Source organism: Chromobacterium piscinae (assembly GCF_021129175.1).
Lineage (GTDB): Bacteria > Pseudomonadota > Gammaproteobacteria > Burkholderiales > Chromobacteriaceae > Chromobacterium > Chromobacterium piscinae.
On sequence record NZ_JAJOHV010000036.1, the window covers coordinates 1 to 22,927 of the forward strand.

The 22,927-nt window shown below is 62.6% G+C and carries 19 protein-coding genes; 11 read left to right on the top strand and 8 right to left on the bottom strand.

The window, feature by feature from the left end:
- Window positions 1-171: 171 nt before the first annotated feature.
- Window positions 172-2,352 (top strand): ATP-binding protein, encoded by a 2,181-nt coding sequence (locus LQR33_RS11970; RefSeq protein WP_231469112.1) that lies wholly within the window; start codon window positions 172-174, stop codon window positions 2,350-2,352.
- 1 nt (window position 2,353) lies between these two features.
- On the opposite strand, the gene LQR33_RS11975 is transcribed toward LQR33_RS11970, so the two are convergent.
- The 4 genes from LQR33_RS11975 to LQR33_RS11990 form a co-directional block, all read right to left on the bottom strand.
- A complete protein-coding gene (locus LQR33_RS11975; protein WP_021475743.1) occupies window positions 2,354-3,349 on the bottom strand; it encodes a GlxA family transcriptional regulator in 996 nt (331 codons plus the stop codon).
- A 132-nt stretch (window positions 3,350-3,481) separates the two neighbouring features.
- On the bottom strand, window positions 3,482-4,213 hold the full coding sequence (locus tag LQR33_RS11980) for an ABC transporter permease (RefSeq protein WP_221665287.1): 732 nt from the start codon (window positions 4,211-4,213) through the stop codon (window positions 3,482-3,484).
- Window positions 4,210-4,896, bottom strand: coding sequence for an ABC transporter permease (locus LQR33_RS11985; protein ID WP_021475741.1), 687 nt, complete (start codon window positions 4,894-4,896; stop codon window positions 4,210-4,212). The genes LQR33_RS11980 and LQR33_RS11985 overlap by 4 nt, the downstream gene beginning before the upstream one ends.
- A gap of 82 nt (window positions 4,897-4,978) precedes the next feature.
- Complete coding sequence (locus tag LQR33_RS11990; protein WP_166441476.1) at window positions 4,979-5,743, bottom strand: ABC transporter substrate-binding protein; 765 nt, start codon at window positions 5,741-5,743, stop codon at window positions 4,979-4,981.
- Window positions 5,744-6,219: 476 nt separating this feature from the next.
- Between LQR33_RS11990 and LQR33_RS11995 the strand changes: the two genes are divergently transcribed.
- Both LQR33_RS11995 and LQR33_RS12000 read left to right on the top strand, forming a co-directional pair.
- A complete protein-coding gene (locus LQR33_RS11995; RefSeq protein WP_231178967.1) occupies window positions 6,220-11,028 on the top strand; it encodes an NAD-glutamate dehydrogenase in 4,809 nt (1,602 codons plus the stop codon).
- A gap of 218 nt (window positions 11,029-11,246) precedes the next feature.
- Window positions 11,247-12,956, top strand: a complete 1,710-nt coding sequence (locus LQR33_RS12000; protein ID WP_231469114.1) for a bifunctional metallophosphatase/5'-nucleotidase — start codon at window positions 11,247-11,249, stop codon at window positions 12,954-12,956.
- Between the two features lie 179 nt (window positions 12,957-13,135).
- Here LQR33_RS12000 and LQR33_RS12005 read toward each other — a convergent pair whose 3' ends face one another.
- The 3 genes from LQR33_RS12005 to coaBC all read right to left on the bottom strand — a co-directional run bounded on the left by LQR33_RS12005 (window position 13,136) and on the right by coaBC (window position 15,928).
- Window positions 13,136-14,155 carry a GGDEF domain-containing protein gene (locus LQR33_RS12005; RefSeq protein WP_231469116.1) on the bottom strand — a complete coding sequence of 340 codons (1,020 nt, stop codon included), beginning with the start codon at window positions 14,153-14,155 and terminating at the stop codon, window positions 13,136-13,138.
- A gap of 86 nt (window positions 14,156-14,241) precedes the next feature.
- Window positions 14,242-14,694 carry a dUTP diphosphatase gene (dut, locus tag LQR33_RS12010; protein WP_021475736.1) on the bottom strand — a complete coding sequence of 151 codons (453 nt, stop codon included), beginning with the start codon at window positions 14,692-14,694 and terminating at the stop codon, window positions 14,242-14,244.
- A 52-nt stretch (window positions 14,695-14,746) separates the two neighbouring features.
- Complete coding sequence (gene coaBC, locus LQR33_RS12015) at window positions 14,747-15,928, bottom strand: bifunctional phosphopantothenoylcysteine decarboxylase/phosphopantothenate--cysteine ligase CoaBC (protein ID WP_231469118.1); 1,182 nt, start codon at window positions 15,926-15,928, stop codon at window positions 14,747-14,749.
- Between the two features lie 162 nt (window positions 15,929-16,090).
- Between coaBC and radC the strand changes: the two genes are divergently transcribed.
- The 7 genes from radC (at window position 16,091) to LQR33_RS12050 (ending at window position 20,623) form a co-directional block, all read left to right on the top strand.
- Complete coding sequence (gene radC, locus LQR33_RS12020; RefSeq protein WP_021475734.1) at window positions 16,091-16,765, top strand: RadC family protein; 675 nt, start codon at window positions 16,091-16,093, stop codon at window positions 16,763-16,765.
- Window positions 16,766-16,887: 122 nt separating this feature from the next.
- Window positions 16,888-17,139 (top strand): hypothetical protein, encoded by a 252-nt coding sequence (locus LQR33_RS12025; protein ID WP_021475733.1) that lies wholly within the window; start codon window positions 16,888-16,890, stop codon window positions 17,137-17,139.
- A gap of 152 nt (window positions 17,140-17,291) precedes the next feature.
- Window positions 17,292-17,666 (top strand): Gfo/Idh/MocA family oxidoreductase, encoded by a 375-nt coding sequence (locus tag LQR33_RS12030; protein WP_104947622.1) that lies wholly within the window; start codon window positions 17,292-17,294, stop codon window positions 17,664-17,666.
- A 196-nt stretch (window positions 17,667-17,862) separates the two neighbouring features.
- Window positions 17,863-18,306: a DUF2844 domain-containing protein gene (locus LQR33_RS12035; RefSeq protein ID WP_166441482.1), complete on the top strand. Its 444-nt coding sequence runs from the start codon at window positions 17,863-17,865 to the stop codon at window positions 18,304-18,306.
- A gap of 37 nt (window positions 18,307-18,343) precedes the next feature.
- Complete coding sequence (locus tag LQR33_RS12040) at window positions 18,344-19,534, top strand: DUF3443 domain-containing protein (RefSeq protein ID WP_231469120.1); 1,191 nt, start codon at window positions 18,344-18,346, stop codon at window positions 19,532-19,534.
- A gap of 209 nt (window positions 19,535-19,743) precedes the next feature.
- On the top strand, window positions 19,744-20,028 hold the full coding sequence (locus tag LQR33_RS12045; RefSeq protein ID WP_021475729.1) for a hypothetical protein: 285 nt from the start codon (window positions 19,744-19,746) through the stop codon (window positions 20,026-20,028).
- Window positions 20,029-20,071: 43 nt separating this feature from the next.
- Entirely contained in the window at window positions 20,072-20,623 is a 552-nt protein-coding gene (locus LQR33_RS12050) for a flavin reductase family protein (RefSeq protein ID WP_231469122.1), read from the top strand.
- A 105-nt stretch (window positions 20,624-20,728) separates the two neighbouring features.
- On the opposite strand, the gene tyrS is transcribed toward LQR33_RS12050, so the two are convergent.
- Window positions 20,729-22,003 (bottom strand): tyrosine--tRNA ligase, encoded by a 1,275-nt coding sequence (gene tyrS, locus LQR33_RS12055; protein ID WP_221668381.1) that lies wholly within the window; start codon window positions 22,001-22,003, stop codon window positions 20,729-20,731.
- 229 nt (window positions 22,004-22,232) lie between these two features.
- Between tyrS and LQR33_RS12060 the strand changes: the two genes are divergently transcribed.
- Window positions 22,233-22,889 carry a cytochrome b/b6 domain-containing protein gene (locus tag LQR33_RS12060; RefSeq protein WP_205692705.1) on the top strand — a complete coding sequence of 219 codons (657 nt, stop codon included), beginning with the start codon at window positions 22,233-22,235 and terminating at the stop codon, window positions 22,887-22,889.
- Window positions 22,890-22,927: the final 38 nt, after the last annotated feature.

Genomic DNA, 22,927 nt, shown 5'->3' on the forward strand with positions numbered 1-22,927 from the left:
CCCGGCGGGGCTGCGGCGTTTGTGGGGGGATGTCGAGGTAGTGTGAATTCTTGGACAGATTGTCCATCTTATGCCATTGCGGGAGATCTGCATTTTTGCAAAAATGCGCGGCAGATATTTTATGCAGCGCATATTATTCAAAATGTCGAATAAACCCCTGGGGCGGAAGTCTTGAGCAAATTCAAGGGCGGCGAGTGGCTGCTGTTCGGCGCGGTCTGGCTTGCTTGCTCGCTGCTTGTGACGGCGCAGTGGGGAGTGAGCGAATATCGCCGCTTGCAGGACGGCTTCGAGTTAGCCGCGCATCAGGCGTATGCCGGCGTGGCCAGGCGTCTGGACCAGAATGAATCGGTGCTGACGGCGATTGATGCGCTGCTGCTGTCTCGTGAGCCTTTCGACGCGTCGGCGGTCGGCGCCTTTTCCCGAGAGATGCTTCCCCGGTATCAGCAGTTGTACGCCATCCAGTTTCTCCGCAATGTCACCGCCGATAATCGGGCGAGCTTTCTTCGCGAAATGGAGCAGCGCTTCGGCGAGACTTTCTATATCCGCGATTTCGATGTTGTGGGGCGGCGCAGCTGGCAGCCAGCCCCCTCGCGCGAGCAATCTCTCGTCGTGTCGATGATAGAGCCGGACTTGCCGGTCGCTAGTCCTGTCTATGGCTACGACATGCTTGGGGATGCCTATTTCGCTCCCGAGCTGAGGCGGACGATCTCCGGCGGGCAGAAGGTGTCTTCCCGTCCCTTCGAACTATATGACGGCAGCGGACGGGCCTATTTGCTGATGCAGCCCTTGTTCCGTGATTCCGAATCGTCAGGCAGGAAGCGGTTGGCCGGCATGGCCGTGTTGGTGGTGTTTTGCGATCGACTGCTGCAATTGCCGGTTGACGCCAGCCTGACCAATAGCCTGGATTTGGCTTTGCTGGCAAAGGAGGGGGGGCATGAGCTGTTGTATGAGCGGGTTCATCGCGTCGCCGAGCATGATTGGTGGCCGGTTGTCACCAGGCTTGAGGCGAAACTGCCGCTGAACAGCGAGGCGCAGCCATTCGTGCTGGGCGTTGCCCAGGATGTTCGCGTCAGCGATCTGGCGCTGCTGCCGCTGCTGCTGAGAGAGCTGTTGCTGACGCTGCTGCTGGCCGCCGCTGGCCTTATCTACTCCCAGCGCATGGCCTTGAGCCGCCAGCGCAGCCTGGCGGATGAGGAGCTGTTTCTACAGAGCGAACGCGCGTCTGTGACCTTGAATGCGATTCACGACGGGGTGGTGATCCTGCGCCAGGATCGCAACATTGAAATGGCGAATCCAATGGCGCTGAGGCTGGTGGAGATGCCGGCCGAAGAGGTGCTGGGCCAGCCTTGCCACGAGGTGTTCCGGCTGCTGGGGGAGCTGGCCTCGGAGTTCGCCGAGGATCCGATAGGCGAGTGCTTCCGCACCGGCCAGCCGGTGGAGTTGCAGGAAAGAATGCAGTTGACCACCGCGCGGGGCAAGGTGCACTTCGTCGAGGGCGGCATCGCGCCACTGTTGTCCCGCGACGGCGTACTGATCGGCGTGGTGTGCGCGCTGAGGGACATGGGGCCGCTGCGCCAGCGCACGGCAGAGGCATTGGAGGCCAGCGAGACTCGGGTCAAGGAGCACCTGGAAAAGCTCTCGCACGTGGCGCGGCTGCATACGATGGGGGAGATGGCTTCGGGCATCGCCCATGAGCTCAATCAGCCGCTGACCGCCATTTCCAATTATTGCCAGGCGGCGATGCAGATGCTGGAGGGCGTCGACGACGCGCCGCCGCAGGTGCATTCGGCGCTGAAGCTGGCGGTGGCGCAAGCGGGCCGGGCCGGCGAGATCATCAAGCGGCTGCGAGCGCTGGTCAGCAAACGGGCGATCGAGACGCGGCTGATCGATATCAACCAGGTGGTGGGCAACTGCATGTTTCTGGCGGAGTACGACCTGCGCGAGCGGGGCATCGAAGTGGTGCAGCTATTGTCGGGTTACTCCATTCCGGTGATGGCGGACAGCATCCAGCTAGAGCAGGTGGTGTTGAATCTGCTGTCCAACGCGATGGATGCCTTGAAGGATGAGCCGCCTATGAAACGGCACGTGATCATCCATACCCGGCGAGAGGGGCGGAAGGGAATCCTGGAGGTGAGGGATACGGGGCGTGGGATTACTCCGGACTTGCTGGAAGTGCTGTTCCACCCATTCTTTTCCACCAAGCCGCACGGCATGGGCTTGGGCCTGTCGATCTGCCAGACCATAGTCGAGCAGTACGGCGGGCTGATCTCGGCGGAAAACATACCGGCCAGCGGCGCCTGCTTCCGGATCGAGCTGCCGCTGGCCCTGCAGGCGGAGCGGCAACTGAGCTAGTTCAGGATGCGCGCGTCAGCGCGCCGGGCAGGGCGCGTTGGGCGCGCTCTTCACGCGGCGTGATGTTGAAGTGGTTGCGGTAGGTGCTGGAGAAATGCGGACCGCTGGAGAAGCCGCAGGCCAGGCCGATCTGGACGATGGATTTGCTGGTTTGCTGCAGCAGTTGCCGGGCGCGGCTCAGACGCAGCTCCAGATAGTATTTCGACGGCACCGTGCCCAGGTATTGCTTGAACAGCCGTTCCAACTGGCGGCGGGATACGCCGACGTAGTAGGCGATGTCGTCGGTGGACAGGGGCTCTTCGATATTCGCTTCCATCAGACTGACAGCCTCGGTCAGCTTGGGCTGGCTGCCGCCGATGCGGGTGGCCAGCGGGATGCGCTGGCGTTCGTTGCCGGGACGGATCCGTTCCATGCTGAACAGCTCGGACAGCTGGGCGATGAATTCGTGGCCCTGCTGCTTTCCCACCAGATCCAGCATGAAGTCGAAGGTGGCGGCACCGCCTGCGCAGCTCAGGCAGCGGCCCTCGCTCTCGTACAGATTGGACGTGACGATCACGTCTGGGAATTCCTCGGTCAGCCGCGCGATTTCGCGCCAGTGTATCGTCGCGCGCTGTCCCGCCAGCAGGCCGGCTCGGGCCAGCCAGTAACTGCCGCAGCCTAGGCCGGCCAGCGTCATCTTGTCGGCGTTGCCGCCCCCCAGAGCCTTGCTCAGGTCTTCCAGCGCGAAATCGCTGACGATCTCGTCGGCCAGGATCAGCAGGTAGTCCAGCTTGGGCGCGTAGGATAGCGGCAGGTCCACTGCCAGCTTGATGTCGTTGGATAGCTGCACCGGCGCGCCGTCCAGCGACAGCAACAGCGTTTCGTACAGGCGTTTTTCCGCCAGCAGATTGGCGTGCGTCAGCACCTCGGAGGCGCTGGCGAAGTCGGCCATCGAGGCGTGGGGCAGGAGCAGGAAGCCAAAGCGCAGGGCTTTGCCGGTTTGGGGCGGGTGACCCATGGTGTGATTGTCTGTGTCAGTTGGCAAAAATGCCGCCATGGCAGGCAAGCCTGGCATGGCGGCGTTATCTCGCCCTGCATTGTACGATTTATTTCGGCGGGCCGGCACAAATTGTTGCCGGCCCGCGCGGCCTTACTGCTTGCGGGGGGCGAGGAAGGCCAGATAGCGGCGTTCGGCCCGTTTCATCAGCCAGACCAGGCCGAAGGTGAGGGCTAGGTAGATCAGCGCGGCGGTGAGAAAGGGCTCGAACGGCATATAGCTTTCACTATAGATGCGGCGGGCGACGCCGGTCAGGTCGGCCAGCGTCACCAGGCCGGCGATCGCGGTGCTCTGCAGCATCATGATCACCTCGTTGCTATAGGCCGGCAGCGCGCGGCGCAGCGCCGACGGCAGCACGATGCGGCGCAGCATCAGCCACTGGCTCATGCCCATCGAGCGGGCCGCCTCGATCTCGCCCCAGTGGGTGGCGCGAATCTGGCCGGCGATGATCTCGGTGGTGTAGGCGGCGGTATTCAGCGTGAAGGCCAGAATCGCGCAGACGTAGGCGTCCTGCAGATATCGCCAGGCCCAGCTGTCGCGCACCCAGTCGAACTGGGCGAGGCCGTAGTAGATGATGAACAGCTGCACCAGCAGCGGCGTGCCGCGGAACACGTAGCCGAATAGCCAGACGGCGCCGGATAGCGCGCGGTTTTTGGAGACGCGCGCCACCGCCAGCGGGACGGCCATGGCCAGGCCCAGCAGTAGGGACAGGCCCAGCAGCTCTAGGGTCAGAATCAGGCCGTCGGTGCTGGACAGCATCGGGCCGCCGTCATGAGCGCCGAAGAATTCGGGCAGCCGCTCGATAATCAGTTGGGGATCGATCACAGTCCGCTCTCCTTGGCGCCCATCGAATAGCGTTTTTCCAGCCAGTGGAGCAGCAGGTTGGATACGCCGGTCACGGCGAGGAATAGCGCGCCGACGACGACGTAGACATCGAACGGCTGCTGGGTGGCGGATTTGGCGGCGTCGGCGCGGTACATCACGTCATTGAGGCCGATCACCGACACCAGCGCGGTGGATTTCACCAGCACCAGCCAGTTGTTGGAGAAGCTGGGCAGCGCGTAGCGCACCATCTGCGGCAGCTGGATGCGGAAAAACACCCGCAACGGCGACATGCCGTAGGCGAGGCCGGCTTCCATCTGGCCCTTGTGCACCGCCATCATCGCGCCGCGGAAGGTTTCCGTCATGTAGGCGCCGAAGATGAAGCCAAGCGTGGCCACGCCGGCGGCGAAGGGGTTGATGTCTGGGCTCTGCCAGCCGAAATAGCCGCAGATGTCGTTGAGCGCCATCTGAGCGCCGAAGAACAGCAGGAACATCCACACCAAGTCGGGAATGCCGCGCACCACGGTGGAGTAGAATTCGGCCAGCAAGGTCAGCGGGCGGGAGTGGCTGGACTTGAACAGCGCGCCGACCAGGCCGAGCGCGACGGACACGACCAGCGAGGTGCCGGCCAGTTTCAGAGTCAGCACGCCGCCTTCGAGGATGCTGGGAAGGTAGCCTTGAAGCATGAAGCAATCTCGGAAAAGGGGATTGCCGGCGCCGGCGCGCGGGAGGCGCGCCAGCGTCGTATCGGGTGGTTCAGTTCAGGGCTCAGCCGCCGTAAATGTCGAAGCTGAAGTACTTGTCCTGGACTTTCTTGTAGGCGCCGTCTTTGCGGATTTGGTCGATGGCCTTGTTCAGGCGTTCGACCAATGCCTTGTTGCCTTTCTTGACGGCGATGCCGCAGCCCGGGCCGAAGTATTTGACATCGGAGTAATTGGGGCCGACGAAGGCGTAGCCCTTGGCTTGGGCGGTCTTGAGGAATTCCTGTTCGCCGACGGCGCTGTCGACGAACACGGCGTCCACGCGGCCGGACTTCAGGTCCAGGAAGGATTCAGGCGACTTGGCGTAGGACACAATGGCGGCGCCGTTCTTGCCCCAATTGTCCTTGGCGAACTTCTCCTGAGTGGAGGCGCGCAGCACGCCGATCTTCTTGCCCTTCAGGCTGGCGGCGTCCACCTTGGTGCCGTCCTTGGCCACCATGCGGCTGGCGATGTTGTAGTACTTGTGGGAGAAATCCACCGCCTTTTGGCGCTCCGGCGTGATCTGCATCGAGGAGATGATGGCGTCGAACTTGTTGGCGTTCAGCGCCGGGATCAGGCCGTCCCAGTCCTGAGGCACGATCTGGCAGGTGACTTTCATCGCCGCGCACAGCGAATTGGCGATGTCGATGTCGAAGCCTTGCGGCTTGCCGTCGGCGCCTTGCTTGGAGAACGGCGGGTAGTTGAGATCCACGCCGATGCGCAGGGTTTCCGCCTGGGCGGACAGGGAGGCGAGCAGGGCGAGGCCGGCGCTTGCGATCAGGGCTTTTTTCATGATGTTGCTTCTACTTCTCTCTCGTTGGCCGCTGGCGCGATGCGCAGGCGGCCGGCTTGTAAACCCCGCACCGGAGGCGACGTTAATGTTCCGATCCGGGCCGTTTTGTGTTCTGAATTGACCAACGGTTTTTGCGATAGCCAACAATAATCGGCTGATTTGGTCAATCCCCACAAGCAAGTGCGCACATTCTACCTTACTTTTGCGAATAAATGGAAATATCATAAAAATCAATAAGTTACGCGATAATTTTTTGATGATCTACAATGCGTGCTGTTACGAGATTTGTGTAATTGTCCGTCGCTTTGCTGTAAGGTGTCGGCTGGATTTTCGGGCGGCTTATGCGCCTGCGTTGTTGCCTCTGGGATAGGCAGGGCGCTTTTTGTGTAAGTGCATGTCGCATTAAGGAAATCCGGCCGGGGTGGCGCTATCTACAATGCCCCGACAACCTCCCTGCTCACAACAAGAGAAGCTAAATGTCGCTTACCAACAAGACCGAACTGGCCAGCCTGATCGCTGATATTCAGGCAGTGGCCGAGAGCAAGCTTTCTTCCAAGGAGACCCAACGACTCGCCGCCTTCTTCCCGATCTATTTCGAAGAGACCGAACACGCTGACCTCAGGCAGTTCTCCTCGCTCGATCTGTTCGGCGCAGCGATGGCGCACTACGAGTTCGCCGGCAAGCGCTCTGCCGGACAGGTCAAGTGCCGCATCTACAACCCCGATTTCGAACGCGACGGCTGGCAAAGCACCCACACGGTGATCGAAGTGGTGAACGACGACATGCCGTTCCTGATCGATTCGATCTCCATGCTGCTTTCGCGCTACAACCTCAATCTGCATCTGCTGGTCCACCCGGTGTTGGCGGTTGCCCGCGACAAGAGCGGCGTGCTGGCCGAGGTGAAGCGCACCGAGGACCGTAGCCTGCCGCTGGAGTCCTTCATTCACGTCCAGATCGACCGCATCAGCGACGCCGAGCTGCTGGCCAAGCTCGAAGCCGAGCTCAAGCGCGTGCTGGCCGATATCCGCCTGGTGGTCAGCGACGAGCCGAAAATGCGCGAAGTGCTGGCCGGCATCGGCAAGGATCTGGCCAAGGTGAAGGGCGAGCGCGCCGCCGAAGCCAAGGAAGCCGTGGCCTTCCTCGACTGGATGGCTGCGCGCAACTTCCTGTTCATGGGCTATTGCGATTACGATCTGGTCAAGCGCGACGGCAAGGACAGTCTGAAGATCGTCAAGGAGTCCGGTCTTGGCATCCTGAAAGAGCAGGGCGACAAGGAATACTCCGCCAGCTTCGAACAACTGCCGCAGGAGCTGCGCGAACTGGCCCACCTGCCGCAGCTGATCATCCTGAACAAATCGCAGACCCGCTCCATCATCCACCGTCCGGCCTATGTCGACTTCGTCGGCATCAAGCGCTTCAACGACAAGGGCCAGGTGATAGGCGAGCGCCGCTTCTTGGGTCTGTATACCGCCAGCGCCTACCAAGCTTCGCCGAAGGACGTGCCCATCCTGCGCCAGAAAGTGGCGACCGTGGTGTCCAGCTGCGACTTCGTCGACGACAGCTATAAGTCCAAGACTCTGGGCTTTGTGCTGGAAAGCTACCCGCGCGACGAGTTGTTCGAAATCCCGGCCGAGGTGCTGGGGCCGATCGCCGAAGGTATCGTCAGCCTGCAGGAACGCCCGCGTGTGCGGCTGTTCGTCCGCGCCGACCGCTACCACCGCTATGTCAGCAGCCTGGTTTACGTGCCGCGCGACAGCTTCAGCACCGAAGTGCGGCTGAAGATCGAAAAGGTGTTGATGAACGCCTTCAATGGCGCCAGTGCCGAGTTCAGCGTACAGATCGGCGACGGCACCTTGGCCCGCGTCCATTACATCATTCGAACCGCATCCGCCAAACTGCCGGAATTCCACGCCGCCGACATCGAGGCTGAAATCGCCCGTCTGGTGCGCGGCTGGAGCGAAGAGCTGCACCAGCAATTGGTGGAAGCCCATGGCGAAGAGCGCGGCAACGGCCTGTTCAACCGCTACAAGGATGGTTTCCCGCTGGCTTACCGCGAAGAATTCGCGGTGCGCAACGCGGTGCTGGACGTCCAGCATCTGGAGGCGATCTGCCCCGAGCAGCCGCTGGCGATGAAGCTGTACCGTCCCTTCCACCGCGTCGGCGCGGCCTTCAATCTCAAACTGTTCCGCGAAGGCGAGCCGCTGGGCCTGTCCGCCAGCCTGCCCATTCTCGAGAACATGGGCGTCAAGGTGCGCGATGAGCATCCGTACTGCGTGAAGCGCGCGGACGGCAGCCAGGTGTGGATCAGCGACTTCGGCCTCGACGTCGGCGGTTTCGGCGAGCAGATGGCGCAGGACCAGGTGCAGCAGGACTTCCAGGAGCTGCTCGCCCAGGTGTTCGCCAAGCGTTGCGAAAACGACGGCTTCAACCGCCTGGCGCTGGTGGCGGGCCTCGACTGGCGCGAGATCTCGCTGGTGCGCGCGCTGGCCAAGTATCTGCGCCAGGGCGGCTTGACCTTCAGCCAGGCGTACATCGAGCAGTGCGTGGCCAACTACCCGGCCATCACCCGCAGCCTGGTTGAGCTGTTCTACGCCCGCCTGGACCCGGCAGGCTTCGACGACGACAAGGCCGAGCTGCTGCTGGCCGCCGTGCGCGGCATGCTGGACGGCGTGGCCAATCTGGACGAAGACCGCATCCTGAACGGCTTCCTGGCCGTGATCTTGGCCACTCGCCGCACCAACTTCTGGCAGAAGGCGGAAGACGGCCACTTCAAGTCCTACATCTCGTTCAAGCTGGAATCCAACCAGATTCCGTTCCTGCCGCAGCCGCGCCCGATGTTTGAAATCTGGGTCTACAGCCCGCGCGTGGAGGGCGTGCACCTGCGCGGCTCCAAGGTCGCCCGCGGCGGCCTGCGCTGGTCCGACCGGATGGAAGACTTCCGCACCGAAGTTCTGGGCCTGGTGAAGGCGCAGATGGTGAAGAACTCGGTGATCGTGCCGATGGGCTCCAAGGGCGGCTTCGTCGGCAAGCAACTGCCGGCGCCGTCCGAGCGCGAGGCCTTCCTGGCCGAGGGCATCGCCTGCTACAAGATCTTCATCTCCGCCTTGCTGGACGTCACCGACAATCTGGTGACCGGCCAGATCATTCCGCCGACCGACGTCCGCCGCCTGGATCCGGACGATCCGTACCTGGTGGTGGCCGCCGACAAGGGCACGGCCACCTTCTCTGACATCGCCAACGGCATTTCCGAGTCCTACGGCTTCTGGCTGGGCGACGCCTTCGCCTCCGGCGGTTCCGCCGGCTACGACCACAAGGGCATGGGCATCACCGCCCGCGGCGCCTGGGAGTCGGTGAAGCGCCACTTCCGCCACCTGGGCGTCAACACCCAGGAACAGGATTTCACGGTGATCGGCATCGGCGATATGGCCGGCGACGTGTTCGGCAACGGCATGCTGCTGTCCGAGCACATTTGCCTGAAGGCGGCGTTCAACCACTTGCACATCTTCCTGGATCCGACGCCGAACGCGAAGAAGAGCTTCGCCGAGCGCGCGCGCCTGTTCAATCTGCCGCGTTCCAGCTGGACCGATTACAACCGCGAGCTGATCTCCAAGGGCGGCGGCATTTTCGAGCGCAGCGCCAAGTCTATCCCGCTGTCGCCGGAAGTGAAGGCGTGGCTGGAAACCAGCAAGGACAGCATGGCGCCGAACGAGCTGATCCATGAGATCCTCAAGGCCAAGATCGACCTGCTGTACAACGGCGGCATCGGCACCTACGTCAAGGCGTCCACGCAGAGCCACGCCGACGCCCGCGACCGCGCTTGCGATCCGGTGCGCGTCAACGGCAACCAGCTGCAAGCCCGCGTGGTGGCCGAAGGCGGCAACCTGACGTGCACCCAGCTGGGCCGCGTCGAGTTCGCGCTGGCAGGCGGCCGCATCGCCACTGACGCCATCGACAACTCCGCCGGCGTCGATTGCTCCGACCACGAGGTCAACATCAAGATCCTGCTGGGCGCGGTGATGCAGGCCGGCGACATGACGCTGAAGCAGCGCAACGAGCTGCTGGCCGAGATGACCGACGAAGTGGGCCATCTGGTGCTGCGCAACAACGTGCTGCAGACCCAGGTGCTGGCGATCAAGCGTCTGGAAGCCGCGTCGATGCTGTCCACCCATGCGCGGATGATCGCGCACATGGAAAAGACCGGCGAACTGAACCGCGAGATCGAGTACCTGCCGTCCGAAACCCAGATCAACGAGCGCCGCCTGGCCCGCCAGGGCCTGACCGTGCCGGAGATCGCGGTGCTGCTGGCCTACAGCAAGATTTCGCTGGACCAGGCTATCCTGGCTACCGACGTGCCGGACGACAAGGACTTCCTGCCGATACTGGTCAACTACTTCCCGAAACCGTTGCAGCAGCGCTTCGGCAAGCAGATGGAACAGCATCAGCTGCGCCGCGAGATCATCGCCAACCAGCTGGCCAACCAGATCATCAACCGCATGGGCACCACCTTCGTGTTCCGGATGCAGGAGGAGTCGCCGTTCTCCGCGGCCGACATCGCCCGCGCCTGGTGGATCGCCAGCCGCGTGTTCGACGCGGAAAGTCTGTGGGGCCAGATCGAGGCGCTGGACAACAAGGTGCCGGCCGACCAGCAGATGCAGCTGATGGTGTTGGTGCGCACGCTGGTGGAGCGCGTGACCCGCTGGGTGCTGCGCAACAAGCGTCCGTTCGGGTCCGTCAACGCGGTAATCGAGCAGTACGCGTCCAAGGTGCAGGGCCTGCTGGCGCAGCTGCCCAAGCTGATTCCGGCCGCCGACTACCCGGCGGTGGCCGCGCTGGAGCAACGCATCGCCCACGCGAATCTGCCGCAGCCGCTGACCCAGGTGCTGGCGCGCCTTGAGTTCGCGGTACCGCTGATGGACATCATCGAGATCAGCGAGGGCAGCAAGCTCAAGCTGGAGCAAGTGGCGGCCAACTACTACCAACTGGGCAGCGCGCTGCAGCTGGATTGGCTGCGCGACGCCATCACCGGCCTGCCGCGCGACAACCGCTGGCAGTCTCTGGCTCGTTCGGCGCTGCGCGACGACCTGTACAGCGTGCACCGCAATCTGGCCCGACAGGCGCTGGAAGGCGTGTCGGCGGCGGACTTCGCCGCCAAGTGGCTGGTCAACCGCCAGGGCGCGGTGGAAATCTGCGGCCAGATGTTCGCCGAGCTGCAGTCGTTCAGCGCGCTGGACCTGGCGATGCTGTCCGCCGGCATGCGCGAGCTGAACAACCATCTGCTGGCATGATGCCGATGGCCTGAAAATTCCGGCCGCGAGGACGGAATGAAAAACGCCGCGAGGATTCCTCGCGGCGTTTTTGTTGATATTGCCGGAATATCGGATTTGCATCGGTTTTGTGGATTTTAGTAGCTCAAATGTCACTGAAATTGTGTATCTTTGCCGATCTCGACGTCATGCCGTGGCAGCGGCGGGCTTCGTTAAGAACAATACACAAGGAGCAAGTGATGAAACTGATTCCACTGGGCATGACCCTGAGCGCCGCGCTGGCGCTGGGCGGCTGCATGTCCGATTCCTCGTCCGTGGGCGCGACGCGCACCCAGACCGGCGACGAAGCCGCCGCCGGCCAGGTGGCGGTCAAGATGATCGCCTTCAACGATTTCCACGGCAACCTGGAAGCGCCGGGCACGCTGGCGATTCCTGATCCGAAGGACCCGAGCAAGACCGTCAAGGTGACGGCCGGCGGCGTCGACTATCTGGCCGCCTGGGTCAAGCAGCTGCGCGCGCAGTCGCCGAACACCGTGGTGGTGTCGGCCGGCGATCTGATCGGCGCCAGCCCGCTGGTGTCCGGCTTGTTCCACGACGAGCCGACGATAGAGGCGATGAATCTGCTGGGCCTGGACATCAACGCGGTGGGCAATCACGAATTCGACGACGGCCAGGATGAGCTGCTACGGATGCAGAACGGCGGCTGCAAGGCCGGTGCGGTTGAAACCTCCTGCTTGTACGGCGGCGGCTTCTCCGGCGCCAAGTTCAAGTTCCTGGCGGCCAATGTGCAGAAACAGGACGGCGGCACGCTGTTCCCGGCTTACGAGATCAAGAAGTACGGCAATATCCCGGTCGCCTTCATCGGCATGACGCTGAAGGGCACGCCCGACATCGTGTCGCCCACCGGCATCCAGGGCCTGAGCTTCAAGGACGAGGCCGACACCGTGAATGCGCTGGTGCCCAAGCTGAAAGCGCAAGGCGTGGCCGCGGTGGTGGTGGTGGTGCACGAGGGTGGCTACCAGAGCGGCAACTACAACGAGTGCAAGGGCATTTCCGGCCCCATCGTCGACATCGTCAAGAAACTCGACAAGGTTGTGGGGCTGGTGGTCACCGGCCACACCCATCAGGCATACAATTGCCAGATCGACGGCCGCACGGTCACCAGCGCCAAGAACTACGGCCAGCTGTTCACCGAGATCAACTTCAAGCTGAGCCCGGCGACGCGGACCTTCGTGCCGGGGTCGATCCAGGCGGTCAACCGTCCGGTGACGCAGGACATCACGCCGCTGGCCAGTATCAGCAGCCTGGTCCAGTTCTATCTGGATAAGGCGGCGAAGAAAGGCAACAAGCCTGTAGGCACGCTGGCGGGCGCGCTGACCCGCAGCCCCAACGCGGCGGGCGAATCGACCTTGGGCGATGTGATCGCCGACTCGCAATTAGCGGCCAGCGGCAAGAAGGGGACGGCAGTAGCGGAGGTGGCTTTCATGAACCCGGGCGGCATCCGCGCCGACCTGGCGCCGGCCGCGGACGGTAGCGTCAGCTACAAGCAGGTCTACACCGTGCAGCCCTTCGGCAACACCATGATGACGATGACGCTGACCGGCCAGCAGATAGACCGCCTGTTGGAGCAGCAGTGGAGCAATCCGTCCCAGCCCAAGATCCTGCAGGTGTCGTCCGGCTTCAGCTACAGCTGGAGTCTATCGGCCCCAACCGGCAATAAGGTAGACATCAACAGCATCACCATCAACGGCAAGAAAATCGATCCTGCAGCCAGCTATACGGTGCAGGTGAACAACTTCATCACCGGCGGCGGCGACGGCTTCACCGTGCTGACCGAAGGCGGCAACCGCGTCGGCGGCGGGGTGGACGTGGATGTGCTGAATGACTACCTGGCGGGGCATCCCAATCTGCCGGTGCCGGCGCTGAACCGCATCGTTCAGCTGCCATGAGCGATGGGCCTCTCCGCCTGCGGGCAGGTGGAAGGGCTCTGCGCCTGTTCAAAGTCCGACGAGCGAGGGCGAGGCAAGGCCAAAGCAGCTGAAGAAGCGCCGCGCGGATACGGCGCGTGAGATTCTGAAGCTGTTTGCAACGCCGTGTCGCCGATGCGCGGCAGGCATTGGGCAGGCTTTCAGAAGTAGTCTATCTGGTCGGCGATGAGCGGGGATTCCAGCTTGCCGCCGGCCACCAGCTTCTCAAAGCCGCATACCTGGTCGCGGCCGTGGCTCTTGGCGTAGTAAAGCGCGCGGTCGGCTTGTTCCAGCAGCTGGTCCGGCAGCAGGCCGGGCGTGATGCGGGTGTAGCCGATGCTGATGGTGATGCAGCCCGCTTGGGGGAAAACGTGCCGCCGGACCGAGGCCCGGAAGCGCTCCAGCGCGACTTCGGCAGGCTCGGCGTCCCCGCATTCCAGCAGCAACGCGAATTCTTCGCCGTCATAGCGGAACAGTCCGTCTTCTTCGCGGAAGCTTGCCTGCATCAGCTGAGCCATCAGCAGCAGCACCTCGTCCCCGACCATGTGGCCGAAGCGGTCATTCACCTGCTTGAAATGGTCGATGTCCAGCAAGGCCAGCATATGGGTGGCCGCGGATTCCGCCTCATGCTGCAAGGAGGCGATCAGGTTATAGAAGCGCAGATCGAATTTGCGCCGGTTATGCAGCGCGGTCAGCATGTCGCGGTCGGCCTCGAACAGCAGCCGCAGGAAGTTCTCGTGTATCCGCGCCATCGCCAGCAGCATGTCCCGGTTGACGTCGGCGTCCGGACCGCAGTGGATGACTACCAGCGAGGTGATGTTGCCCATGCAGTGCAAGGGCAGGCACAGGCCGCTGGGAATGCGCAGTAGCGCCGTGTTGTCGTGATGGGCGTGGCTGAACAGATCGCGCAGAAACGGGGAAGGGGGCAGCCAGCCGTCTGCCGGGGTTTCGCGGACTTCCGGCTTGCCGGACGCGGCCAGCGCTTCCAGTCGGCGGCAGAGGTAGGGCGAGCCGTTGACCCGGCGGCAGGCGAACAGCTCCACCCTGTCGACATGCATCAGCTCCACCAGAGTGGACAGCAGGCTGGACTCCAGCATTTCCTGTTCGCGCTGCGAGGTCAGCTCGACCAGATTGTCGAGCAGCAGCTTGCTTTCATCCTGCTCCGCGGGAGGCGTCGGCATGGCGGGAACTCCTGGAATGGCCGCAATGCGGCGCGTTTGCGCCGCAAGTTCCCAGAATTATAGGCAAGCCGCCGAAGAAAACAGTCCTAGCCGCGACCAGTGCTGCCGAAGCCGCCGGCGCCGCGGTCGGAAGCGTCGAAGTCGTCGACGATATTGAAGCCCACCTGCACCACCGGCACGATCACCATCTGGGCGATGCGCTCCATTGGCTCCAGACGGAACGGTTCCTGGCCGCGGTTCCAGACCGAGACGAACATCTGGCCCTGGTAGTCGGAGTCGATCAGGCCCACCAGATTGCCCAGTACGATGCCGTGTTTGTGGCCCAGGCCGGAGCGCGGCAGCAGCATGGCGGCCAGGCCCGGATCGTTCAGGTGGATGGCGATGCCGGTCGGGATCAGCTTGGTTTCGCCCGGCTGGATGGTCATCGTTTCTTCAGTGGCGGCGCGCAGATCCAGGCCGGCCGAGCCGGAGGTGGCGTAGGCGGGCAGGTTGTCGCGCAGGCGCGCGTCCAGGATCTTGACGTCGATTACGGGTTGCATGGTGTTTCCTTGTGATGCGGGGCGGCCGGAAAGCCGCCCGATGGTTGATTCTTCAGCGCTTGGCCAGCAGGGCGGCCAGGTGGCGGACGATGGCGGCGGCCACGTCGTCCTTCGGCATCTGCGGCAGCGGGTGCTCGCCGGCGTCGTCCAGCAGCACTACTTGGTTGTTGTCGGCGCCCATCGCCTGCTGGGCGAGGTTGGCCACCAGCATCGGCAGTTTCTTGCGCCTGCGCTTGGCCTCGGCGAATTCCAGCAGATTCTGGCTTTCGGCGGCGAAACCGACGCAGAACGGCGCGGCGGGCAGGCTGGCGACGGTGGCCAGGATGTCCGGGTTTTCTTCCAGCTCGATCGTCGGCGCGGCGGCGCCTTTCTTGATCTTGTGCTCGCTGCGGTTCTTCACTCGGTAGTCGGCCACTGCCGCGACGGAAATGAACACGTCGCTGCGGCCCACTTCGGCCAGCACCGCCTGCTGCATCTCGGCGGCGCTCTGGACGTCCAGCCGGCGCACGTTCAAGGGCGCGTCCATGCCGGTGGGGCCGGATACCAGCGTCACTTCGGCGCCGGCGTCGCGGCAGGCGCGCGCCAGCGCGTAACCCATCTTGCCGGAGCTGACATTGGTGATGCCGCGCACCGCGTCTATCGCTTCATAAGTCGGACCCGCCGTCAGCAGCATTTTCTTGCCGGCGAGCAGCTTGTCGGCGAAAAAGCCGCGCAGCAGCTCGACGATTTCATGCGGCTCCAGCATGCGGCCGTCGCCGGTCTCGCCGCAGGCCTGGAAACCGTTGCCGGGGCCGAACACGGTCGCTCCGTCCGCTTCCAGTTGGGCGATGTTGCGCTGGTTGGGCGGGTTCTGCCACATCTGCAGATTCATCGCCGGAGCGACGATCAGCGGGCAGGCGCGGGCGGCGGCCAGCGTCGAGACCAGGTCGTCGCAGGCGCCGTGGGCCAACTTGAACAGCAGGTTGGCGGTGGCCGGCGCGATCAGGAAGGCGTCGGCGCGGCGCGACAGCTCGATATGGGCCATCGCGTTGCTGGGGCGGTGGTCCCACAGGTCGGTGTAGACGGTGTGGCCGGACAGCGCCTGGAAGGTGGCGGGCGTCACAAAATGGGTGGCCGATTCGGTCATCACCACTTCCACTTGGTGCCCGGCCTTGATCAGCTGGCGGGTCAGCTCGGCCGACTTGTAGGCGGCGATGCCGCCGCCGATGCCGAGGAGGATGCGTTTGGCAGTCATCTCTATGGTTTCGAAATCAGCCGTAAACTGGCCATTCTAGCGGATTTGTCCTTTCGGGTGGTCGTGTCGTCGGCAGTTCATGCCAATGTTAATGTCATTGCCTGCTTCTATCTTGTTGGCCTGACCCCACAAACAATGCTATAGCCAGAAGGAGAGCGCGAGATGTCCATCGCCAGTTGGCCCGAGTCCGAGCGTCCGCGGGAGAAGCTGTTGTCCCAAGGCGCCGCGACGCTGAATGATTCCGAATTGCTGGCCATCTTCCTGCGCACCGGCATCAAGGGCGTCAACGCGGTGGAGCTGGCGCGGCGGCTGTTGCAGGAATTCGGCTCCCTCTCGGCGCTGCTGGCCGCGCCGCTGCCCGCGTTCAAAGCCAAGCAGGGCCTCGGGGAGGCGAAATACGCGCAATTGATGGCCTGCACCGAGCTGGCGCGGCGGGCGCTGTCTGAGCAGCTGAAACTGGGCGACGCGCTGTCCAGCCCGCAGCAGGTGAGGGATTATCTGAGGCTGAGCATAGGCAGGCGGGAGGTCGAAACATTTGTTGTGATTTTTCTATCGGCACAAAACCGGCTGATCGAAGTCGAAGAAGTGTTCAAGGGAACCTTGACCGAGACCCGGGTGTATCCGCGCGAAGTGTTGCGGCGGGCGTTGCGGCACAATGCGGCGGCGCTGATTATCGCGCATAATCACCCCTCGGGCGTCAGCGAGCCGTCCAGCGCCGACCGGGTGCTGACCGACACGCTCAAGCGGGCGCTGGAACTGGTCGATATCAGGTTACTTGACCATTTTGTCGTAACCGGCGGGCACGCGGAGTCGTTCGCCGAACGAGGCTGGCTGTAAAGGCGTGTGAACGCGGGGCTTGATGCGATGGCGGTTTGACAGTGCCGCTCCCGACGGCGGGGCCCGCGAACAATAACTGTCTGCTTGACCTTTGTTCTCCACCGCATCATAAGGAGGTCGTCATGAACATCCTGCGTTTGCTGAATGAGTCGGATTACATTCAGGTCAACAACCAGTTCGTCAAGCCGGACTTCCACACGGTTTCAGAAGAGTTTTCAGACGACGACGACGTGGTGCTGGAAGCCACGCTGGATGGCCAGGAGCTGGTGCTGACCGTGGCCGACCTGACCGACGCCACGCCGCTGGCTGATGGAGGGTTCTGGCTGGAGGGCCTGGGCTACCTCCGTTTCCTGTCGCAGCAGAATCTGCATTGACGTTTAGTCTCCGCATTCCCCAATGGCCCGGCTGACGCCGGGCCATTTCGTTTGGCCGCCGTGGTTTGACCTGCCTCAACTCCGGCACGGGCGCGATGTTCTAGAGTGGCGGCTGTTATTTGCCAGTCATAAATCGGGAGCGTGGAGCGCGTATGCAAAAGTTCAGGATAGGCATGGTGGGAGTGGGAGAAACAGGCACGCCTTTGCTGAAGCAGCTGCTGGATGCGTCCTTCGTCGATCTGGTCGGCGTGGCGGATCTGGATCTGCAGTTGCCGGGCATTTTGCTGGCTAAGGAGCGCGGCGTGCCGGTGACTGATAACTTCATCGAGATCGCAGAGCAGGGCGAGCGCGTCGACATCATCATCGACGTCACCGGGTCGCGCAAGGTTAGGGAGGATTTGCGCCGTTATATGCAGTTTTCCGGCAACACTCATACCGTGATCGTGCACGAGCGGGTCGCCTTGTTGATGCTGTCGTTGGGTGCCGGTAGCTGGGTGGAAACCCGCCATGACGAGCTAAGCTATTGATCTGTAATGTCTAGAATGTGAGGCTGTCCCAGCGATAAGGGAAAGCTGCACGAGGGGATGCGGGAGGCTTGCGCCTCCCGCTTTTTTTATTCTCCGGTCGGCGGCTCTGGCTGGGCCGCGTTCTTGTATGCTGAGAGTGTAGTCCGCGCGGTATGGCGCCGCGGATTATCCTTCATTGCCGTGCAAGGGGAATTCAATGATCAAGCCATCTTCATCCGCCTGGCTGCTGCTATTGCTGCCCGGGCTTGCCTTCGCCGCTCTCGGGCAGCGCATTGATTTATCATCCTCAACCCCTGTCGCTGGCCGTCAGCTGATGGCGGCCGCTATTGGCGCGCCATATCGGGTGGTGCAGGATCAGGATGCCGCGGGACGGGTGATACGCCAGTATGTCGCCGGCGACGGCACCGTTTTTGCCGTGACCTGGAGCGGACCGACGCTGCCGGATCTGCAGCAGTTGCTGGGTGATTACTTTCCCGCTTTCCGCCAAGCCCAGCAGTCCAATCGTCGAGGACTGAATGCGCTGCAAGGGCAGGCAGGCGGCTTTGTGGTGCAGTCCCGCGGCAGGTTGGGAGCATTTTCCGGCTTTGCTTGCGACAGCGCGCTGCTGCCTGCGGGTGTGACAATTGATCAGCTGAAATGAGGGCGAAACGATGCGCAGAATGATATCGATATGCCTGATGCTGTTGTTGAGCGCTTGCGGCGGCGGTGGAGGCGGGGGGGGCAATCTATCCAATGGCAACAATGGCGGCAGTACCCCCTCCAATAGTGTGGCGATGACGGTGGACACGGGGCCAAGCGGCGTGCAGGGGGCGTTCAACATTCCTTATGTCTCGGTCACCGTGTGCGCGCCGGGCAGCACCAGCAATTGCCAGACCATAGATCACGTTCTCGTTGACACCGGCTCCACTGGTCTGAGGATACTGGGGTCGGCTTTGAACTCTTCGCTGCTTTCCGGGCTGGGTAGCCAGCAGGTGAATAGCCGCCAAGTAGTGGAGTGCATGCAGTTTGTCACGAGCATCACCTGGGGCGTGGTCAAGCTGGCCGACGTCAAGATGGCGGGCAAGGTGGCGAGCTCGTTGCCGATGCAGGTGATATCGGACCCGGTTTATACCACGGTTCCTAGCGGCTGCGCGTCGCGGGGCACCAATGACGGCACGCTTGCCGGTCTTGAGGCGAATGGGATTCTTGGCGTTAGCCAGGCTCTGCAGGACTGCGGCGGCAGTTGCGCGAACAGCTCGCTGAACAGCGTGTATTACCTATGCTCGGGCGCATCCAGCTGTGTCGGTGGCGCGGTGCCTGTTTCGCAGCAGGTGGCGAATCCGGTGGCGGCGTTCAGCGGCGATAACAATGGCGTGCTGCTGCAATTGCCCAGCGTGGCTGCAACCGGCACGGCAACCGCTACGGGCTCGCTGACTTTCGGTATAGGCACGCAGTCGGACAATGCGATTCCCAGCGGGGCGCAGGCTTTCCTGGCCGCCAACTCGGGCTTTACTATCAATACCAATTACAAGGGCGTCAACTATTCCAGCTTTATCGACAGCGGCTCCAATATTCTGTTCTTCCCGGATAGCGGCATCAACACTTGTACGGTATACGGCTCGACCTGGTTTTGCCCGTCCTCGCAGCAGAATCTGAGCGCGGTGCTGTCCAGCGGTTCCAGCAGCAGCACCGTGAATTTCAGCGTGATCAGCGCGCAGTATCTGACGAGCAACAATTATGCAGCTATACCCGGGATTGCGGCGCCGGCCACAGGTTCCTTGTCTACCCAATTTGATTGGGGCTTGCCGTTTTTTTATGGACGCAGCGTGTTCATTGGCTTTGTCGGCGGCAGCAATCCCTTGGGGTCCGGACCTATGTATATTTTCTGATCTAGTCCGATCTTGCGGCGCAGCAATATCTGATCTATAACGCAATCGTCATCACGATGACATCTCCTCTGTCTTTGTGCTTGAGGATAATGGCAAACAGGCCCGGAAAATTCCGGGCCTTTTTTTGTTATATGGGCAGCACGAAATATCAGTTAAGCCGGCATTCGTTCCGTGCTACATTTCCATGTCATTTTTATTTCGGAACAAGCGTGAACGCGGCGAAGAAGATACGCCAGTTGCTGGATCAGAGCGAAGAGCCGGAACAGGTGGAGGTGTTGCTGCAAATGGTGGCCGGCTTGCAACTGGGGCAGCCGTTCGACCTGAGGCGGTTGTGCGGGATCGAGCAGTCCTATTTCGAGCTGGGCATGGCGCTGTTGAAGGATTGGCATGCCGATCATCACATCGCCGCGCGCAGCAAGTTGGTCGAGTCCATTCTGGCGCGCGACCATGGCCTGCAGCAGCAGCTGTGCCATCTGGACGCCTCGGCCGGCTGACGCTTGCTGTTAGAATAGTCGTCTTTGCGCGACGGAGACGATCATGCTGGCGGATGTGGAACTGGCCAAATCCTATCGTTTGTTGAACCACGGGCCGACGGTGCTGGTGAGCAGCGCGGCGGGCGGCAGGCGCAATGTGATGGCGGCGGCCTGGGCGATGCCGCTGGATTTCGATCCGCCCAAGGTGCTGGTGGTGGTGGACAAGTCCACCTATACCCGCGAGCTGATCGAGGCCAGCGGCGAATTCGTGCTCAATATCCCGTGTCGCGCCCAGGCGGCGCAAGTGGTGCAGGTCGGCAGCGAGAGCGGCCACGGGCAGGACAAGTTCGCGTCCAGCGGGCTGAAGCCCATGCCTGGGCTGAAAGTGGGCGCGCCGAGGGTGGCCGGCTGCATCGCTTACCTGGAATGCAGGGTGGTGCAGGAGCAGCATAACCAGCAGCAGTACGATCTGTTCATCGGCGAAGTCGTCGCGGCCCAGGCCGACAGCGAAGTTTACAGCGATGGCCGTTGGCATTTCGCCGATGACGCCAAGCGCAGCCTGCATTACATCGCCGGCGGCGCTTTCTTCGCCACCGGCGAGGCGTTCAGCGTGTAAGAAAAGAACCCGTTTATGATCGCGAACAGGCGCCAAGCGCCGTGACTGTGATCCGATAAAAAAAGCCCGCCATCACGGCGGGCTTTTTTGTTGGCGTCGCGGCGCTTACTGCCAGTCCACCAGCGCGTACAGCTTCTTGCCGCGCTTGAGCAGCGAGTATTGGCCGAACAGGCGTTCGCCGTCGCCGATCGCATGCTCCAGGCTGTCCACCTTGATGCCGTTGACGCTGACCGCGCCGCTCTGGATGAAAGTGCGCGCCTCGCTCTTGGACTTGGCCAGGCCGCCGGCGGCCAGCGCGTCGATCAGGCCGCTGGCGCTCTTGTCCAGGCGGATGGTCGGCAGGCCGTCCTGCGCCAGCTGGGCGAAGTCGTCGGCGGTCAGGCTGGACAGATCGTTGCTGAACAGACTGTGGGTGATGCGTTGCGCAGCTTCCAGCGCGGCCTTGCCATGCACCAGCGCGGTCACTTGCTCGGCCAGGATGCGTTGGCCTTCCGGCTTGCCCTCGCGGGCCTTGTCGGCGGCTTCGATGGCGGCGATCTCGTCCACGGACAGGAAGGTGAAGTAGCGCAGGAACTTATACACGTCGGCGTCGGCGGTGGAAAGCCAGAACTGGTAGAAGGCGTAAGGCGAGGTTTTGCTCGCGTCCAGCCAGACCGCGTTGCCTTCGCTCTTGCCGAACTTGGTGCCGTCAGCCTTGGTGATCAAGGGCAGCGTCAGGCCGTACACCTGGGTCTGATGGATGCGGCGGGTCAGGTCGGTGCCGGCGGTGATGTTGCCCCACTGGTCGGAGCCGCCGATCTGCAGCTTGCAGCCGTGGCGGCGATACAGTTCGGCGAAGTCATAGCCCTGCAGCAGGCTGTAGGAGAATTCGGTGAAAGAGATGCCCTGGTCTTCGCGGGCGATGCGCTGTTGCACGGCTTCCTTCTTGATCATGGCGTTGACCGAGAAATGCTTGCCGATGTCGCGCAGGAACTCTAGCGCGCCCATCTGGCCGAACCAGTCGTAGTTGTTGGCCATGATGGCGGCGTTGCCGCCTTCGAAGGACAGGAAGGGCTCCACCTGCTTGCGGATTTTATCCACCCAGCCTTCGATGATGTCCGGGGTGTTCAGCTTGCGTTCGGTGGCCTTGAAGCTCGGGTCGCCGATCATGCCGGTGGCGCCGCCCACCAGCGCCACCGGGCGGTGGCCGGCCTGCTGGAAGCGCTTGAGCATGAGAACCGGGACCAGGTGGCCGAGGTGCAGGCTGTCCGCTGTCGGGTCGAAGCCGCAATAAAGCGTAACCGATTCCTTGTTCAGCAGTTCTTGCAGCGCGGCCATGTCGGTGGTTTGCGCGATGAGGCCGCGGGCCTCCAGATCCTGAAGAAGGGCGGTTTGCGTCATTTGACTGGGTCTCCAACACGGTAGAAAACAACGGCCCGTTGCGGGGCCGTCATGGGATGCGGTTCCGACGCCGCTTCGCGCCGCCGGGAAAAACGTCCATCTTAACCGAAAATGGAGCGAATTGCGCCTCCGGGCGTAGAATAGCCATACCCATAGCATGGGTGGGTTTGCCCAGATGCCGCATTGCGGCAAAATATCGGGCGGGAAATCAGGAAAGGAAAAAAAATCGATGTCGCAGCAGGTCAAAGTATGGGATGCGCCCACTCGTTTGTTCCACTGGACGCTGGTGGGATTGTTCTGCGCCATGTGGTATTGCGCGGAGCAGGGCGGAGAATGGCTGCAATACCATATCTATTGCGGCGTCGCGCTGGCGTCGCTGCTGGTGTTCCGTCTGATCTGGGGTGTGATCGGCAGCCAGACCGCGCGTTTTTCCAGTTTCGTGCGCGGTCCGCGGGCAATCCTGCGCTATCTGAAGGGCGAACTGCCGGAGCGTGAAGCGCCGGGCCACAATCCGCTGGGCGGCTGGATGGTGGTGGTGATGCTGCTGGCGCTGTGCGCGCAGGTGCTGACCGGTTTGTTCGCCGCCGACGTGGACAGCTATCTGTATGACGGCCCGCTGGCCAAGCATGTGGACGGCGGTTTGGCGGAAGCCGCCACCGGCGTGCACAAGCTGCTGTTCAACGGCCTGTTGGGCCTGGTGGCGCTGCACATCGCCGCCATCGTGCTCTATCGGGTAGTGAAAAAGCAGAACCTGGTGGGGCCGATGCTGACCGGCTACAAGCACATGGCCGGGGAGAAGCCGCGGCTGCGTTTCGCCCACGGCGCGCTGGCGTTGGCGGCGTTGTTGTTGTCGGCTGGCGGCTTGTACTTCGCGCTGCTGCGCTGAAGCGTTTCCGTGGAAAAAGACAAAGCCGGCAGTCGCCG

Coding starts and splice junctions, on each gene's coding strand:
- LQR33_RS11975 (WP_021475743.1), bottom strand. CDS start 3,349: ATGGGTCACCCGCCCCAAACCGGCAAAGCCCTGCGCTTTGGCTTCCTG.
- LQR33_RS11985 (WP_021475741.1), bottom strand. CDS start 4,896: ATGCTTCAAGGCTACCTTCCCAGCATCCTCGAAGGCGGCGTGCTGACT.
- LQR33_RS11990 (WP_166441476.1), bottom strand. CDS start 5,743: ATGAAAAAAGCCCTGATCGCAAGCGCCGGCCTCGCCCTGCTCGCCTCC.
- LQR33_RS11995 (WP_231178967.1), top strand. CDS start 6,220: ATGTCGCTTACCAACAAGACCGAACTGGCCAGCCTGATCGCTGATATT.
- LQR33_RS12000 (WP_231469114.1), top strand. CDS start 11,247: ATGAAACTGATTCCACTGGGCATGACCCTGAGCGCCGCGCTGGCGCTG.
- LQR33_RS12005 (WP_231469116.1), bottom strand. CDS start 14,155: ATGCCGACGCCTCCCGCGGAGCAGGATGAAAGCAAGCTGCTGCTCGAC.
- dut (WP_021475736.1), bottom strand. CDS start 14,694: ATGCAACCCGTAATCGACGTCAAGATCCTGGACGCGCGCCTGCGCGAC.
- coaBC (WP_231469118.1), bottom strand. CDS start 15,928: ATGACTGCCAAACGCATCCTCCTCGGCATCGGCGGCGGCATCGCCGCC.
- radC (WP_021475734.1), top strand. CDS start 16,091: ATGTCCATCGCCAGTTGGCCCGAGTCCGAGCGTCCGCGGGAGAAGCTG.
- LQR33_RS12025 (WP_021475733.1), top strand. CDS start 16,888: ATGAACATCCTGCGTTTGCTGAATGAGTCGGATTACATTCAGGTCAAC.
- LQR33_RS12030 (WP_104947622.1), top strand. CDS start 17,292: ATGCAAAAGTTCAGGATAGGCATGGTGGGAGTGGGAGAAACAGGCACG.
- LQR33_RS12035 (WP_166441482.1), top strand. CDS start 17,863: ATGATCAAGCCATCTTCATCCGCCTGGCTGCTGCTATTGCTGCCCGGG.
- LQR33_RS12040 (WP_231469120.1), top strand. CDS start 18,344: ATGCTGTTGTTGAGCGCTTGCGGCGGCGGTGGAGGCGGGGGGGGCAAT.
- LQR33_RS12050 (WP_231469122.1), top strand. CDS start 20,072: ATGCTGGCGGATGTGGAACTGGCCAAATCCTATCGTTTGTTGAACCAC.
- tyrS (WP_221668381.1), bottom strand. CDS start 22,003: ATGACGCAAACCGCCCTTCTTCAGGATCTGGAGGCCCGCGGCCTCATC.
- LQR33_RS12060 (WP_205692705.1), top strand. CDS start 22,233: ATGTCGCAGCAGGTCAAAGTATGGGATGCGCCCACTCGTTTGTTCCAC.